Here is a 14,496-nt window from a genome sequence, read left to right on the forward strand (position 1 = left end):
CAGTAGCCCCCCGATCAAGTAGTTCGTCGCACTCACGATCAGCGATCCACCCACAGCGGCCCAGAAACCGCTTACGTGAAAGCCCTCCACCAGCCGGCCCACGAGCAAGAACAGCAGCGCATTAATGATCACCATCCCCAGCCCCAAGGTCGCCACGATGAAAGGCAGTGCGAAGAACACCAGGATCGGCCGCAGGATCGCGTTAAAGAAACTGAGCAGCACCACGACCACGAAAAGGGCCGTACGCGTCTCGCACACGATCCCGGGAATCAAGTGCGTGGCGACCGTTACCCCCACGGCGAGCACCAGCCAACGAATGATGAGTTGCGGTAAAGATGCGCTCATTTTTGCTCCGCAAGCTCCCGCCCGCAGCGACACCCCGCAATGAAAATACTCCTCGTACAAGACTACCTGCGCAGCGGCGGCACCGAGCGACAAAGCGTCCTGCTGGCGAATGCCTTCGCGGCAGCCGGCCACCCGACGCAGCTATTGAGCTTTCGCCCGGGCGGGCCGCTCGCCCCCACCCTCTCGCCCGCAGTCACGCGGCGCACGCTGCAAGCCTTTGATACGCGGCTCGACTTCTTCGCACCGGGCCTGTGCCGCGCGATCCGCCGCACTGCGCCCGACGTCGTCTTGTGCATGGGCCGGATGGCCAACTGCTACGCGGGCCGCATCGCCGCGACCGAGAGCTCTGCCCTCACGGTCGCCACAATGCGCACGGGGAAGCCGCTGCCGCTGCTCGCGCGACGCTCACTCGCGCGAGTCACCCACATCGTCGCCAACAGCCAAGCCGCGCGCGCGACGCTCCAGAGCCGCTACGCCGTGCCGCCCGAGCGGGTCAGCGTCATCCCCAACGCGCTGGTCTTCCCGCCGCTGCCGCAGCCCGAGGCCGCGCAGGCGCGCGCGGCCCTGCGGCGCGAGCACCGCGCCCCGGCGCAAAGCACCGTGCTGCTCGATTGCGCGATGTTTCGCCCCGAGAAAAACCAACGCGCCCTGATCGAGATCGCCGCCGGGCTGCGCAGTGATTTCGATTGGCAACTCTGGCTCGCAGGCGATGGCGAAAAACTCGCCGAGTGCCGCGCGCGCGCCGCCCGGCTCGGTGTCACCGAGCGCGTGCGCTTCCTCGGTTTCGTGAGCGATCCGCGCCCGCTCTACGCCGCTGCCGACCTTGCCGTACATGCCTCGCGCAGCGAGTCGCTGTGCAACTTCCTGCTCGAAGCCCAGGCCGCTGGACTTCCAGCCGTCGCCGCACGCGCCCAGGGAATCGAGGAATGCTTCACCCGCCCGGGAGAAACCGGCCTTGTGATCGAGCCGGACGACTACGACAGCTTTCGCCAGGCGATCCTGCACTTCGCTCAACCAAAGACACGGTCGCTCGACCGAGCTCCCATGCATGAGGAAGCCCACGATCCTGCGGCCGCTTACCTCGCCCTCTTCACCCACCTGCTCTCCAAAAATTGAACCGCGCCCACACCCCCACCAAGCCCGCTTCGTCTCAACGCTCCCCAAAAGGGGCTGCGCCCCTGCGACCATCGGCAGCGCGCGCGAAAAAAGACTCCTCGACCCTAAAGCTGCGCGGCGTCCGGCAAAACAATCTCAAAGGCTTCGACCTCGACCTGCCGCTCGGGAAATACATCGCCGTCACCGGCCTGAGCGGGTCGGGAAAATCCTCACTCGTCTTCGACACACTGCACGCCGAAGGCCAACGCCGCTACGTCGAGACCTTTAGTGCCTACACCCGCCAGTTCCTCGAGCTGCTGCCCGCGCCCAAGGTCGACTCGATCGAGAACATCCGCCCCTCAATCGCCATCGAGCAGACCAATACGGTAAAAACCTCGCGCTCGACCGTCGGGACGATGACGGAGCTCTGCGACTACTTCAAAGTGTGGTTCGCCCAAAACGCACACTGCTACGACCCCGACACGGGCGAGGAAGTCGAGGACGATACGCCAGCGAGCATTTGGCAGAAAACCCTCGCCGGCTTCGAGAGCCGCACGCTGCTGCTGTGCTTCGCCGTCAATCGGCCTGCCGCGCTTGGCTGGGGCGAGATTTTCCAAAACCTGAAAGCCCAAGGCTACACGCGCGTAATCGTGGGCACTCGTGTGGAAAAAATCGACGCGCTCGCTGACTCGCCTAGCGGTGAGGCCGGAGCGGTTTCAGGCGAAGCCCCAACGGGGGCTTCGCAAAGTAAAACGGTCGAAGACTGCCGCATTTACGTTATCCAGGACCGGCTCACGATTCAGCCGGAGGCGCGCGCGCGCTTTCTCGAAGCCGCCGAGACCGCGCTGCACTTTGGGCAGGGCCAGGTGTTCCTCTTCAGCCACGATACAAGCGAGCGCGACGCGGCGAAATCCTGCGAGCAAGTCGCCCACTTCTCCAAAGGGCTGCACTCGCCCGGCACGGGCCGCCAGTTTCGCGCGGCGAGCCCCGCGCTCTTCTCCTTCAACTCGCCGCTCGGCGCCTGCCCGCGCTGTCGCGGTTTTGGTCGCGTCATCGAGGTAGACTACCGCCTCGCGATCCCCGACCACTCGCTCTCAATTGAGGGCGGCGCGATCAAGTGCTGGGAGAGCGACATCTACGGCGAATCAAAGAAAGACCTGCTCAAAGTCGCGCGGCGCCTGAAGATCCCGACGCGAATTCCCTTTGCCGCGCTCACGCCCGAACAGCGCGACCTCGTGATCTACGGCGAGCCCGACTACAACGAAGCCGAGGGCCGCGGCTGGCCGAAGTATTGGTACGGGCTCAAGGGCTTCTTCGATTGGCTGGAGAAGAACACCTACAAGATGCACGTGCGCGTCTTTCTCTCGCGCTACCGCAGCTACAACACGTGCCCCGATTGCCACGGCGCGCGGCTCCAGCCCGAGGCGCTCTGCTGGCGCTGGCAGGGCCGGACGCTCCCCGAGCTTTACCAGCTCCCCGTATCCGGGCTGCTCGCCCTCATTGAGGGAAGCGAGCAAGACGCGGCAAATAAACGCGGAGCCGCACAAGCGCGCAGTGCCGAGGCGGCAGTCGGCGCTGCCACCGTCCAGATTCTCACCCGGCTGCGTTATCTCGAAAAAGTCGGCCTCGGCTACCTCACGCTCGACCGCAGCTCGCGCACGCTCTCCGGCGGCGAGGTCGAGCGCGTCAACCTCACGAGCTGCCTGGGCTCCTCGCTCGTCGACACGCTCTTCGTCCTCGACGAGCCCTCCGTCGGCCTGCACCCGCGCGACATCGACCGGCTCATCGAGATCATCCGCAGCCTCACCGCAGCGGGAAACACCGTCGTCGTCGTCGAGCACGACGAAGCCATGATCCGCGCCGCCGATCACGTCGTGGAGATCGGCCCCGAGGCCGGAAGCGCGGGCGGGCACGTCGTCTTCCAAGGCAGCGTGCCGCAGATGCTCGCCGCGCCGCAGAGCCTCACGGGCGCCTACTTCTCGGGCCGCGAGAAAATCGATGCACCGCGCGCGCGGCGCGAGGTCACGCTGCCCCCTCTCCCCGCCAGCCAGAGCACCAGCAAAGATAGCGACGCCGGCAGCACCTCGTTGGGCCGCCAACACGCGGCCCGCCAAGTAAACGGGTCTGCGCCCCAGCCCCCGACTCCCGCGCTGCACATCGAGCGGGCGACCAAGCACAACCTGCGCGAGCTCTCGCTGCGCGTGCCGCTCCAGCGCTTCGTCGCACTCAGCGGCGTGTCCGGCTCCGGAAAATCGACCCTGCTCAACCACGTCATTTACCAAGGGCTCATGGCCACGCGCGGCCAGCACGTCGAGGAGCCCGCCACCATCGGCGCGTTGCACTGCGACTTGTCGCTGGGCGAGGTCGTCCTCGTCGACCAGTCGCCACTCGCCCGCACGCCACGCTCCAACCCCGCGCTGTATTGCGAGGCCTGGGACGACATCCGCGCGCTCTACGCCGCCACGCCCGCCGCCCAGGCCGCCGGGCTCACCGCCTCCAGCTTCTCCTTCAACAGCGGCGATGGCCGCTGCGAGCACTGCCAAGGTCGCGGCTACGAAAAGGTCGAGATGCAGTTTCTCTCCGACGTGTTCGTGCCCTGCCCTGTCTGCGAAGGCCGCCGCTTCAAGCCCGAGACGCTCGCCATCCGCTGGCGCGAGCACTCGGTCGCCGACCTGCTGGAAACCAGCGTATCTGCCGCCCTGCCCCTCTTCGCCGATCAGCCCAGGATTTTGGAAAAACTGAGCGCGCTCGATTCGCTCGGGCTCGGCTACCTCACGCTCGGCCAGCCACTCAATACGCTCTCTGGCGGCGAAGCCCAACGGCTGAAGCTGCTGAAATACCTCTCCGCAAAAACGGAAACAAAAGCCGCCGCAAACGCCGCTGCTCCCGCGCAAACCGAAGTGGGCGCACTGCTCCTGCTCGACGAACCCACGACTGGCCTGCACCCGCACGACATCAAGCGACTGCTCGGCATCCTCCAAAACCTCGTGGACGGCGGCCACTCCGTCATCGTGATTGAGCACAACCTGGATGTCCTCAAATCGGCGGACTGGCTCATCGAAGTCGGCCCCGACGCGGGCAGCGCAGGCGGCAGAATCGTCGCAGCGGGTACGCCCGAGCAGATCGCCCAAGCCGCCACCGCGACCTCTCCATTCCTGCGCAGGCTGCTCCAGCCCGTCCGCTCCGGGCGCCAGCCAGCCGCTGCGCACAGTGTCGAAAGCGCGCCGCACACCCGCACGCCTGCGCAAAGAAACGATGCGCTGACACTGATCAACGCGCGCGAGAACAACCTCAAAAACCTCTCGCTCACGATCCCGCACCACACGCTCTCGGTCGTCACCGGTGTCTCCGGCTCGGGCAAGTCCACGCTGGCCTTTGACATCATCTTTGCCGAAGGCCAGCGGCGCTTCATGGAGTCGATGTCCGCCTACGCGCGCCAGTTCGTCGAGCAGCTCCCGCGCCCCGCCATCGACTCGCTCAGTGGCATCCCGCCCACCGTGGCGATCGAGCAGCGCGTCACGCGCGGCTCGCGCAAGTCCACCGTCGCCACGATCACCGAGGTCGCCCAGTACCTGCGGCTGCTCTACGCGCGGCTCGGCATGCAGCACCACCCGGAGACCGGCCGCCCCGTCACGCCGCTGAGTCCGGCGCAACTGCGCGAACTGCTCGCGCGGCTGCTCGACAGCCCCGAAGCCCAGCACACCGAGGCGCTCTACCTGTGCGCGCCACTCATTCGCGGACGCAAGGGCCACCACCAACCCATCGCCACCTGGATCGACAAGCAGGGCTACACGCTCATGCGCGCCGATGGGCGCGTGCTGCCTGTCGCCGCGTTTGAAAAACTCGACCGCTATCGCGAGCACGACATCGAGGTCGTCATCGCCGACTTGAAGCGCGCCAGCGTGGGCGAGCGTGAACGCGCACTCGATACCGGCCTCAAGCTGGGTAAGAGCACTTGCCTGCTCGTCTCTGGGGAAGCCCCCGAAACCGCCGCGAAAAAGAAGCGCACTGGCAAAAAACAGCCAGCGGGCAAAGGCGGCCTGCTCCGCTGGCTCTCCACCACGCGCACGGATGCCGAGACGGGCGAGTCCTTCCCCGAGCTCGACCCCAAACACTTCTCGTTCAACTCACCGCGCGGCTGGTGCCCCACCTGTCGCGGCCACGGTATGGTTTTCCCGTGGATGCTCGAACAGGCGGCCGATGACGATGACGATCCGACCGCTCGGCTCCGCAACTTCGGCATCGAAACCGGCGAAGACATTTCCGAAGACGGGCAGCCCTGCCCCGACTGCCACGGCACGCGGCTTAACCGCGTTTCACGCGCGGTGAGGCTCTACTTCAAGGCGCCAGCCGAAATGGGCCGCGCGCCAGCGGCGGCCAGCACAGCGGCAGCCACTGCGGTCGCGCCCGCGATAAGAGACTCGGCAAGTTTGCCCGAGCTGCTCGCGCTCACACCCGCCGAATTGCTCGCCCACCTGGCCCGGCTCGACCTCGACGCCCGCGGGCGCGCCATCGCCCAAGACATCATCCCGCAGATCGAAGAGCGGCTAAAGTTCCTCGACTCCGTGGGCCTCGGCTACCTCTCGCTCGACCGGCCCACGGCCACCCTTTCCGGCGGCGAAGCGCAGCGCATCCGGCTCGCCGCACAGCTCGGCTCCAATCTCTCCGGCGTCCTCTACGTCCTCGACGAACCCTCAATCGGCCTGCACGCGCGCGACAACGACTCCCTCATCGAGACCCTCCAAGCCCTGCGCACAAAGAACAACACGCTGCTCGTCGTCGAACACGACGATACACTCATGGAGCGCGCCGACCACATCATCGACCTGGGCCCCGCCGCCGGACTCCGCGGCGGCGAACTGCTCGCCAGCGGCACGCCCGCGCAGATCAAGCGCAACGCGAAATCGCTCACCGGCCTTTTCCTCAAAAAAGGCATCTCGCACCCCACACGCGGCCACTACCGAACGCTCCCCGAAAGCCTGCGCGAACTCATCGCAGCCGACACTGCCGCTGCCGCAGCGGCGACGGCCAAGACACGCCAAGGGCCAGCCGCCCTCCCGCCCCGCCCGCGCCGCAAAAACAGCGCCGCGGATACCTTGACCTTAAGAGGCGCCACCCTGCGCAACCTGCGCGGCATTGATCTGCACCTGCCGCTCGGGCGCCTGATCATGGTTGCCGGCCCCAGCGGCGCGGGAAAATCCACGCTCTTTCGCGACATCCTCCACCCCGCCGTCACCCAAGCCATCAAAACCGGGAAAGCCAAACTCACCCCGCCCAAGCCCAAGCGCAGTCGCACCGCAGCGCTCAGCCAGCAAACAACCAGTCGCCCCGACGGCGCACCAACGGATGCGCGCACAGTAAAGGAGTCTGCGACTCCCTTTGCTGAGCTCATCAACGGGCACCGCTTCAAATCCGTGATCGAGGTCGACCAATCGCCGATTGGCAAAACGCCGCGCTCCACCCCCGCGACCTACCTCGGCATCTTCGACCTGATCCGCCAGTTCTTCGCCTCGCTGCCCGAAGCCAAAATGCGCGGCTACAGCGCCAGCCGCTTTTCCTTCAACACTGCGGGCGGCCGCTGCGAAACCTGTGCCGGCGCAGGCCGCATCAAACTGGAAATGGCCTTCATGCCCGCGACCTACCTGCCCTGCGAAGACTGCGGCGGCAGCCGCTACGCACCCGAGATTTCGGAAATCCGCTGGAAGGGGAAGTCTATCGGCGAAGTGCTCCAGATGAGCTTTGAGGAAGCCGCTGCGTTTTTTGACTTTCACAGCCGCCTCGCCGAAGTCTGCCAACTGATGGTCGACTGCGGCCTCGGCTACCTCTCGCTCGGCCAAAGCTCGCCCACGCTCTCTGGCGGCGAAGCCCAGCGGCTCAAACTCGTGACCGAGCTCGTGCGCGGGCTCAGCAGCTACCGCGAGAAAACCCGCGGCCAGCTCCCGCACAACCTCTACATCCTCGAAGAGCCCTCGATCGGCCTGCACCTCAGCGACTGCGAAAAACTCATCGGCGTGCTCCACTCCCTCGTCGATCAAGGCCACACCGTGATCGTCATCGAGCACCACCTCGACCTCCTCGCCGAGGCCGATTACCTCGTCGAGCTCGGCCCCAGTGGCGGCCCCGGCGGCGGCCAACTCCTCTACCAAGGCGAGCTCCCCGGCCTGCTCGAAAACCCCGAGCTCGCCCCCCAGTCCCCCACCGCCCCCTACCTCCGCGAAAAACTGCAAAGCCGCTGATCTGCCCTTTCACTCCCCTGCGCCGCGGTCACGCATCCGCCGACGCCCCCCCAGTGGCAGCGCCATGACTACAAACGGGAAAAACCAAAAGCACCCGGGAGGCAGCGCAGGGCCTTAGCCCAGGATGGTTTGGAGGAACTCGCTGGGGTCGGATAGATCGGCGAGGGCGAGTGTGGGCGAGTGGGACGCGAGCTCGGCCAGTGTGAATGTCCCCGTTGCCACGGCGATTGCTTGTGCGCCGATCACACGCGCGCACTCGATGTCGCGCGGTGTATCGCCAATGATGAAGCAGCGCTCCGGCGCAAAGGCGCGGCCTCCGTTGGCAGCCTGGGCACGGCGCAGCGCATGCGGGCCCAGCTCGTTGCGCAGCGCGCTATCGTCGGCGAATGCCCCAAACGAAAAGTAGTGCCAAGCGTCGTAGCGGGCGAGTTTGAGCTGCGCGCCTGCGCGGAGGTTGCCCGTGAGCAGCCCTTGGGCGACGCGCGGGTTGGCGTGGAATGTGTCGAGCAGTCCGATCACGCCCGGGAGCAGCTCGCCCGGGCCGCGCGTGAGCTCTTCGTCGAGCACCTCCAGGTAGGCGTCGAGGTAGCGGGCGATATTTGCCTCGCTGGGCTCGATCTTGAAATGCTCCAGGACGGCACGGGTGATCCACTTATCGGTACGGCCCGCCCAATCGACCACACCCAGATCGCAGTCTTGGCCAAAGGCCTTCTGGAAACCGCGCTCCATCGCGCGAACGCCTGCGCCGCGACCGGCGATAATCGTGCCATCAATGTCCCAGAGTAACAGTGTGTCCATGTGCGCGCCGAGCTAGACGGCAATCCCCCGAGCGGTAAAGCGTGCGGGCGCTGCGGCTACTACTCAGGGAGCCCACTCACGCTCCCGCGGGACCTCTGGCTTCTCCGTCATGCGGCACGGTCGTTGCCGCCCGCAGCAAGAGGCGAAGAGGAAAAGTACTTACTGAAACTGGCCCAAGCGGTGAGGCGGGGCAGGCCGCATGGCGCGTGCACCTCTGCGCCCCTCCAACCCGTAGCCCAGAAGTCCGCATAATCCGCGCGTGCGCCGTGCGCGCTCCACTCAGAGAGCGTGGAGGGCGGATTTGCCCACGGCGAGTGCGGCCTCCTTCACGGCTTCACTCATGGTCGGGTGGGCGTGGATGGTCCGCGCGAGGTCTTCGGCGCTGCCGTGGTACTCCATGTGAGTGACGACTTCGCTGATGAGCTCGCCCGCGTTTTTGCCCAGGATTTGCGCGCCGAGCAGTTGGTCAGTCTCCGCATCGGCGATGATTTTCACAAAGCCCTCGGCCCCGTCGTTGGCGTGGGCGCGCGCGTTGGCGGCAAAGTTGAATTTGCCGACCTTGACCTTGCGGCCCGCTTTTTTGGCAGCGTCTTCGCCGAGCCCGACGGTCGCCAGCTCGGGGTCGGTGTAAATGATCGCGGGCATCAGGTCCCAATTAATGTGCCCGCCTTTTCCGGCGATCCATTCGGCGACGGCGGCGCCGTCCTCCTCGGCCTTGTGTGCGAGCATGGGGCCATCGACCACGTCGCCAATCGCGCGGATGTGCGGCACGCTGCTGCGCAACTGCGCATCGACCTGAATCCGGCCCGAGGGCGTGAGGGCGACGCCCGCCTTGTCGAGGCCGAGCGAGTCGGTGAAGGGCCGGCGGCCCACGGAGACGAGCACCTTATCCGCAGCAAAACGCAGCGGCTTGCCGTCGCGCTCGGCGTGCAGCGTGCCCTTTTCCCAGCCGGTGACTTTGGCGCCGACTTCGATTTTGAGCCCCTGTGCCTGGAGCAGGCGCGTGTACTGGCGGACGATATCGGCATCGGCCACAGGGCCGCCGATCTGCGGGAGAAACTCCACAACCGTGACCTCCGCGCCGAGCCGCGCCCAGACTAAGCCGAGCTCAAGCCCGATCGCGCCGCCGCCCACGACAGCGAGTTTTTGCGGCACAGCGGAAAAGCTGAGGGCCTCGGTCGAGGAGACGATGCGCTCGCCATCGAATTTGAGGAAGGGCAGCTCGACGGGCGCAGAGCCGGTGGCGACGACGATGTTTGCCGCGCCGAGTTTTTTATCGCCGATGGCCAGCGTCTTCGCGTCGAGGAAGCGGGCCTCGCCGCTGATCACCGTGACCTTGCGCGCCTTGGCCAGCGCAGCGAGGCCGCTCGTCATCTTGGCAACGATGCTTTCTTTCTTCTTCAGCATCGCGGGCAGATCGACTTCTAGTCCGGCGATTTTCAGGCCGTGCTCCGCCGCGTGTTTTTTGGCGAAGACGACGTGCTCGGAGGAGGCGAGCAGCGCCTTGCTCGGGATGCAGCCGACGTTGAGGCAAGTGCCGCCGAGCGTCGCCCGCTTATCGATGAGGGCGATTTTCCCGAGGCCGAGCTGTGCCGCGCGAAATGCGCACACGTAGCCGCCGGGGCCCGCGCCGATGACGATGAGGTCGTAAGTTTCCATGATGCGTAAACGAGTCCAGACGTGGTGGGTGGCGGGCTGGCAGGCGGCGGGGCCGTTGCGGGCAGCAGGCAGGCAGTGTGCAGTGCACGTGCGCTCAAGCGCCGAGGAGCAGCCGCGCGGGGTCTTCTATCGCCTGCTTCACTTTAACCAAAAAGGTGACGGCCTCGCGGCCATCGACGACGCGGTGATCGTAGCTGAGCGCGAGATACATCATCGGGCGGATGACGACCTGACCGTCGACCGCGACCGGACGCTCGTTGATGGCGTGCAGGCCGAGGATCGCGCTTTGCGGCGCGTTGAGGATCGGGGTCGAGAGCATCGAGCCGAAGATGCCACCGTTGGTGATCGTGAAGACGCCGCCTTCGAGATCGGCGAGCGTGATCTTGCCGTCGCGGGCGCGCGCGGCGCAATCGGCGATCTGCTTTTCAATATCGGCCATCCCAAGCGTGTCGCAGCCGCGGATGACGGGCACCATGAGGCCCTTGGGCGTGGAGACGGCGACGCCGAGATCGTAGTAGTGATTTTGCACGAGCGAGTCGCCGTCGATCTGCGCGTTGATCGCGGGGACTTCCTGAAGCGCGTGGACGACCGCCTTCGCGAAGAAGGACATGAAGCCAAGCTTGATGCCGTGTTTTTTGCTGAAGCTGTCCTGATACTTTTTGCGCAGTGCCATGACCGCCGACATGTCTACTTCGTTAAAGGTGGTGAGCATGGCGGCCTCGTGCTGGGCCTGCACAAGCCGCTCGGCGATCCGCGCGCGCAGCGGGCTGAGCTTTTTGCGACTCTGGCGCGGCCCCCTGGAACCGGAAGGATCGCCCGCATGGGGGGTCTCCGCCTTTTCTGGTGGGCGAGCCGCCGTTGTCGGCGCGGCCGGCTTGACCGGCAGAGCAGATGCGGGCGCGGCGGCCGCGGCGAGCATGTCGGCCTTGGTCACGCGCCCGTCTTTGCCCGTGCCCTTGAGGCTGGCCGGATCGATTCCGGTCTCGGCAGCGATTCGGCGCACGGCGGGAGAAGCGACAACAGCCGAACCGGCATTCTGCGCAGAGGCCGTGGTCGCTGCGGCCACAGCGTTTTTGGCCATGCTGGCAGGCGCGGTCGGCGCGGCACTCCCGCCCGCTCCGGTGCCCGCGGCTGCCGCAGCCCCAGCCGCGCTTTCGTCGATCTCGGCGACGACCTCGCCGATCTTTACCTCCGTGCCTTCGGTGACTTTGAGCGCGACTTTTCCGGCAGCTTCGGCGCTGCCCTCGGCGGTGATTTTATCGGTCTCAAGCTCGAAGAGCACTTGGTCTTTCTGGACGAAGTCGCCGTCCTGAACGTGCCATTTGGCTAAAATGCCGGAGGTGATCGATTCGCCGAGGTTAGGGATTTTAACTGCCAAGCTCATGGGTGCGGTGCTGCGCGGGCGCGCGGTGTGGTGATGTTTTTTTTGGGGGAGAGGGAAGGGTGCGGGACCTGTGAAGCTAGAGGGTGAAGGCCGCATTCAGGAAGGCTTCGAGCTCAATATGGTGCAAGGCCAGCGAGCCGACGGCGGGCGAGGCGCCGGGCTCGCGTCCGGCGTAGGCGGGGCGGCGGCCGGTGATCGCCTCGATCTGTGGCGCGATGTAAGTCCACGCCCCCATGTTTTGCGGCTCCTCCTGACACCAGATGATGCGGGCTTGCGGGTAGCGCGCAGCGACTTCGCCGAAGCGCTCGGCATTGAGCGGGTACAGCTGCTCGATGCGCACAATCGCCACGTCGCCAAAGCCGTGTTTCGCGCGGTAGTCGCAGAGGTCGTAGTACACCTTGCCCGAGCAGAGGATGAGGCGCGCGGCGCTCGCGGGCGCGTTTTCCTCCTCCAGGATTTCTTGAAACTGGCCGCTGGTAAACTGGTCGAGCCGCGAGGTCGCCGCAGGGTGGCGCAGCAGCGATTTGGGCGACATGATGATGAGCGGCTTGCGGAACTTGCGCTTCATCTGGCGGCGCAGCAGGTGGAAGTACTGCGCGGGCGTGGTGGGGTTGGCGACCTGGATGTTGTCCTCCGCGCACAGCGTCAGGAAGCGCTCAAGGCGGGCCGAGGAGTGCTCGGGGCCCTGGCCTTCGTAGCCGTGCGGGAGCAGCAGCACGAGGTCGCAGGTCTGCTGCCACTTCGACTCTCCGCTGGCGATGAACTGGTCGATGATGACCTGGGCGCCGTTGGCGAAATCGCCAAACTGCGCTTCCCAGATGCAGAGCATCTGCTCGTGGTAGGTCGCGTAGCCGTAGTCGAAGCCGAGGACGGCGGCCTCGCTGAGCAGCGAGTTGTAGACGCAAAACATGGCCTGCCCTTCGCGGATGTGGCGCAGCGAGATGTGCGTCTGCTGCGTCTCCATGTCGTGGAGGACGGCGTGCCGGTGACTGAAAGTGCCGCGCTGGCAGTCTTGCCCGCTGAGCCGCACGTGCACGCCTTCGAGCAGGAGCGAGCCGATCGCGAGCGCCTCGCCCAGCCCCCAGTCGATGCCCTCGCCTTTGGCGATTGCGGCGGCACGCTGCTCAAGGATGCGCTTGATCTTCGTGTTGGCGTTAAAGCCATCGGGCAAGGTGCTGAGCGCGCGGGCGATGTCCGCCACGTCTTCCGCGCTCGCGTGGGTGGGCACGGGGTCAAAGTTGAAGCCGGGCTGGAGCCGCGCCGATGGCGTCAGGAACTGCTGGCTGATGCGGCTGGTGATCGACTCGCTGCGGGCCTTGCGCTTGGCGCTGCGGGCGCCCTCGCCCGCTTTGGCTTTTTCGAGGTGCGCTTCGAGTGCCTGGGTGTACTCGGCCTTGATGGCCTCGCCCTCCTCGGCGGTGAGCGTGCCCTCCTCGGTGAGCTTGCGCGTGAGGATCGCCGAGACTTGCGGGTGCTTGCTGATCTTGCGGTAGAGCTGCGGCTGCGTGAAGGCGGGCTCGTCGCTCTCGTTGTGGCCGTGTTTGCGGTAGCAGTACATGTCCACGACCACATCGCGGTGGAACTTTACGCGAAACTCCAGCGCGAGCCGCGCGACCATGCTGACCGCCTCGGGGTCGTCTCCATTTACGTGAAAGACGGGCGCCTCGATCATCTTGGCGACATCGGTGCAGTAGTGCGTGGAGCGCGCATCGATCGGATCGGTCGTGAAGCCGATCTGGTTGTTGATGACGAAGTGGACGGTGCCGCCTGTGCGGTAGCCGGCGAGCTGCGAAAAGTTCATCGTCTCGGCCACGATGCCCTGACCGGCGAAGGCCGCATCGCCGTGGATGAGGACGGGCATCACGCAGGTGCGCTCGATGTCGCCGCGGATGCGCTGGCGCGCGCGCGCCTTGCCCTCGACCACGGGGTTGACGATTTCGAGGTGCGAGGGGTTCGCCGCCAGCCGCACATGCACCTCGCCGCCCGTAGTCGTCTTGAGCATGGCCGTGTAGCCGAGGTGGTACTTCACGTCGCCATCGCCGCCGACCGTGTCGGGGATATAGTTTTCCGAAAACTGCGCGAAGAGCTCGTCAAAGGACTTGCGCATGATGCTGGTCAACACGTTGAGCCGGCCTCGATGCGCCATGCCCATGACGATCTCCTCGACGCCGACTTGCGGGCAGTGCTCGATCAACGCGTCGAGCGCGGCGATGATCGTCTCGCCGCCTTCGAGCGAGAAACGCTTCTGGCCGATGTACTTCGTGTGCAGAAATTTCTCGAAAAGCTCGGCCTTGTGGACGCGGCGCAGGATGCGGATTTTCTGGCCGCGGGTGAAGTCGGGCCGGTTGCGCGTGGACTCCATTTTTTCCTGAAGCCAAAGCCGCACGTCGAGGTCCTGGATGTGCGTGTACTCGACGCCCACCGTGCCGCAGTACGTCTCGCGCAGGCTGCCGATCACGTCGCGCAGCGTCATCTGCCCGCCGCCCAGATACGTCCCCACGTCGAAGGCCGTGTCCAGATCCGCCTCGCCCAAATCGTAGTACGCGAGGCTCAGCTTCGGGTGCGGCGGCGGCGGCTCGCTGAGCGGATCGAGGTGCGCCTCCAGGTGCCCGATCGCGCGGTAGTTGCTGATCAGGTAGTGGACGTGCGACTGCTTGAGCCCGTCGATGATGCTGACGCTCTCGGCGGCTGGCCCGCTGATCGAGCCCCCCGAGTAGCCGAGCTTGAAGCCCTGGAAAAAGGCGCGCCAAGTCGGGTCAACCGAGTCGGGATTTTGTAACCAAGAGTGATACGCCTCCTCGATGAGGGCGGCATTGGCCTGAGTCGGCACAGACAGGGAGTTCATTTACGGGTAAAAAAGAAGCACACCAGCGGGCAACGGCAGCGAGCCGCGGCCGACCGAGTGTGCCTTCGACAATTGGAGTACAGAGTTCAAAACTGCTGATCGCCCTTATGAGACAGAGCCACGAGGGAGAGGCG

7 protein-coding genes are annotated in these 14,496 nt (G+C 65.7%); 2 read left to right on the forward strand and 5 right to left on the reverse strand.

Annotated features, from left to right (window positions below; translation table 11 throughout):
- The coding region (locus AXK11_RS07550; protein WP_068630894.1) for a phage holin family protein at nucleotides 1-345 on the reverse strand (345 nt) is incomplete at its 3' end.
- 39 nt (nucleotides 346-384) lie between these two features.
- On the opposite strand from AXK11_RS07550, the gene AXK11_RS07555 reads away from it, so the two are divergent.
- Nucleotides 385-1,461 (forward strand): glycosyltransferase, encoded by a 1,077-nt coding sequence (locus tag AXK11_RS07555; protein WP_068630896.1) that lies wholly within the window; start codon nucleotides 385-387, stop codon nucleotides 1,459-1,461.
- Nucleotides 1,458-7,676, forward strand: coding sequence for an excinuclease ABC subunit UvrA (locus AXK11_RS07560; protein ID WP_156469257.1), 6,219 nt, complete (start codon nucleotides 1,458-1,460; stop codon nucleotides 7,674-7,676). The genes AXK11_RS07555 and AXK11_RS07560 overlap by 4 nt, the downstream gene beginning before the upstream one ends.
- A 114-nt stretch (nucleotides 7,677-7,790) precedes the next feature.
- Here the strand turns inward: AXK11_RS07560 and AXK11_RS07565 are convergent, their stop codons facing one another.
- The 4 genes from AXK11_RS07565 to AXK11_RS07580 all read right to left on the reverse strand — a co-directional run bounded on the left by AXK11_RS07565 (nucleotide 7,791) and on the right by AXK11_RS07580 (nucleotide 14,362).
- On the reverse strand, nucleotides 7,791-8,474 hold the full coding sequence (locus AXK11_RS07565; protein WP_068630898.1) for an HAD family hydrolase: 684 nt from the start codon (nucleotides 8,472-8,474) through the stop codon (nucleotides 7,791-7,793).
- A gap of 279 nt (nucleotides 8,475-8,753) precedes the next feature.
- Complete coding sequence (lpdA, locus tag AXK11_RS07570; protein ID WP_068630899.1) at nucleotides 8,754-10,133, reverse strand: dihydrolipoyl dehydrogenase; 1,380 nt, start codon at nucleotides 10,131-10,133, stop codon at nucleotides 8,754-8,756.
- Nucleotides 10,134-10,227: 94 nt separating this feature from the next.
- Complete coding sequence (odhB, locus tag AXK11_RS07575; RefSeq protein WP_068630901.1) at nucleotides 10,228-11,517, reverse strand: 2-oxoglutarate dehydrogenase complex dihydrolipoyllysine-residue succinyltransferase; 1,290 nt, start codon at nucleotides 11,515-11,517, stop codon at nucleotides 10,228-10,230.
- Between the two features lie 76 nt (nucleotides 11,518-11,593).
- On the reverse strand, nucleotides 11,594-14,362 hold the full coding sequence (locus tag AXK11_RS07580) for a 2-oxoglutarate dehydrogenase E1 component (protein WP_068630903.1): 2,769 nt from the start codon (nucleotides 14,360-14,362) through the stop codon (nucleotides 11,594-11,596).
- Nucleotides 14,363-14,496 lie beyond the last annotated feature (134 nt).

This window comes from Cephaloticoccus primus (assembly GCF_001580015.1).
Taxonomy (GTDB): domain Bacteria; phylum Verrucomicrobiota; class Verrucomicrobiia; order Opitutales; family Opitutaceae; genus Cephaloticoccus; species Cephaloticoccus primus.

Bases quoted from the DNA above. Each gene is read 5' to 3' on its own strand.
- AXK11_RS07555 (WP_068630896.1), top strand. From the start codon at position 385: ATGAAAATACTCCTCGTACAAGACTACCTGCGCAGCGGCGGCACCGAG.
- AXK11_RS07565 (WP_068630898.1), bottom strand. From the start codon at position 8,474: ATGGACACACTGTTACTCTGGGACATTGATGGCACGATTATCGCCGGT.
- lpdA (WP_068630899.1), bottom strand. From the start codon at position 10,133: ATGGAAACTTACGACCTCATCGTCATCGGCGCGGGCCCCGGCGGCTAC.
- odhB (WP_068630901.1), bottom strand. From the start codon at position 11,517: ATGAGCTTGGCAGTTAAAATCCCTAACCTCGGCGAATCGATCACCTCC.
- AXK11_RS07580 (WP_068630903.1), bottom strand. From the start codon at position 14,362: ATGAACTCCCTGTCTGTGCCGACTCAGGCCAATGCCGCCCTCATCGAG.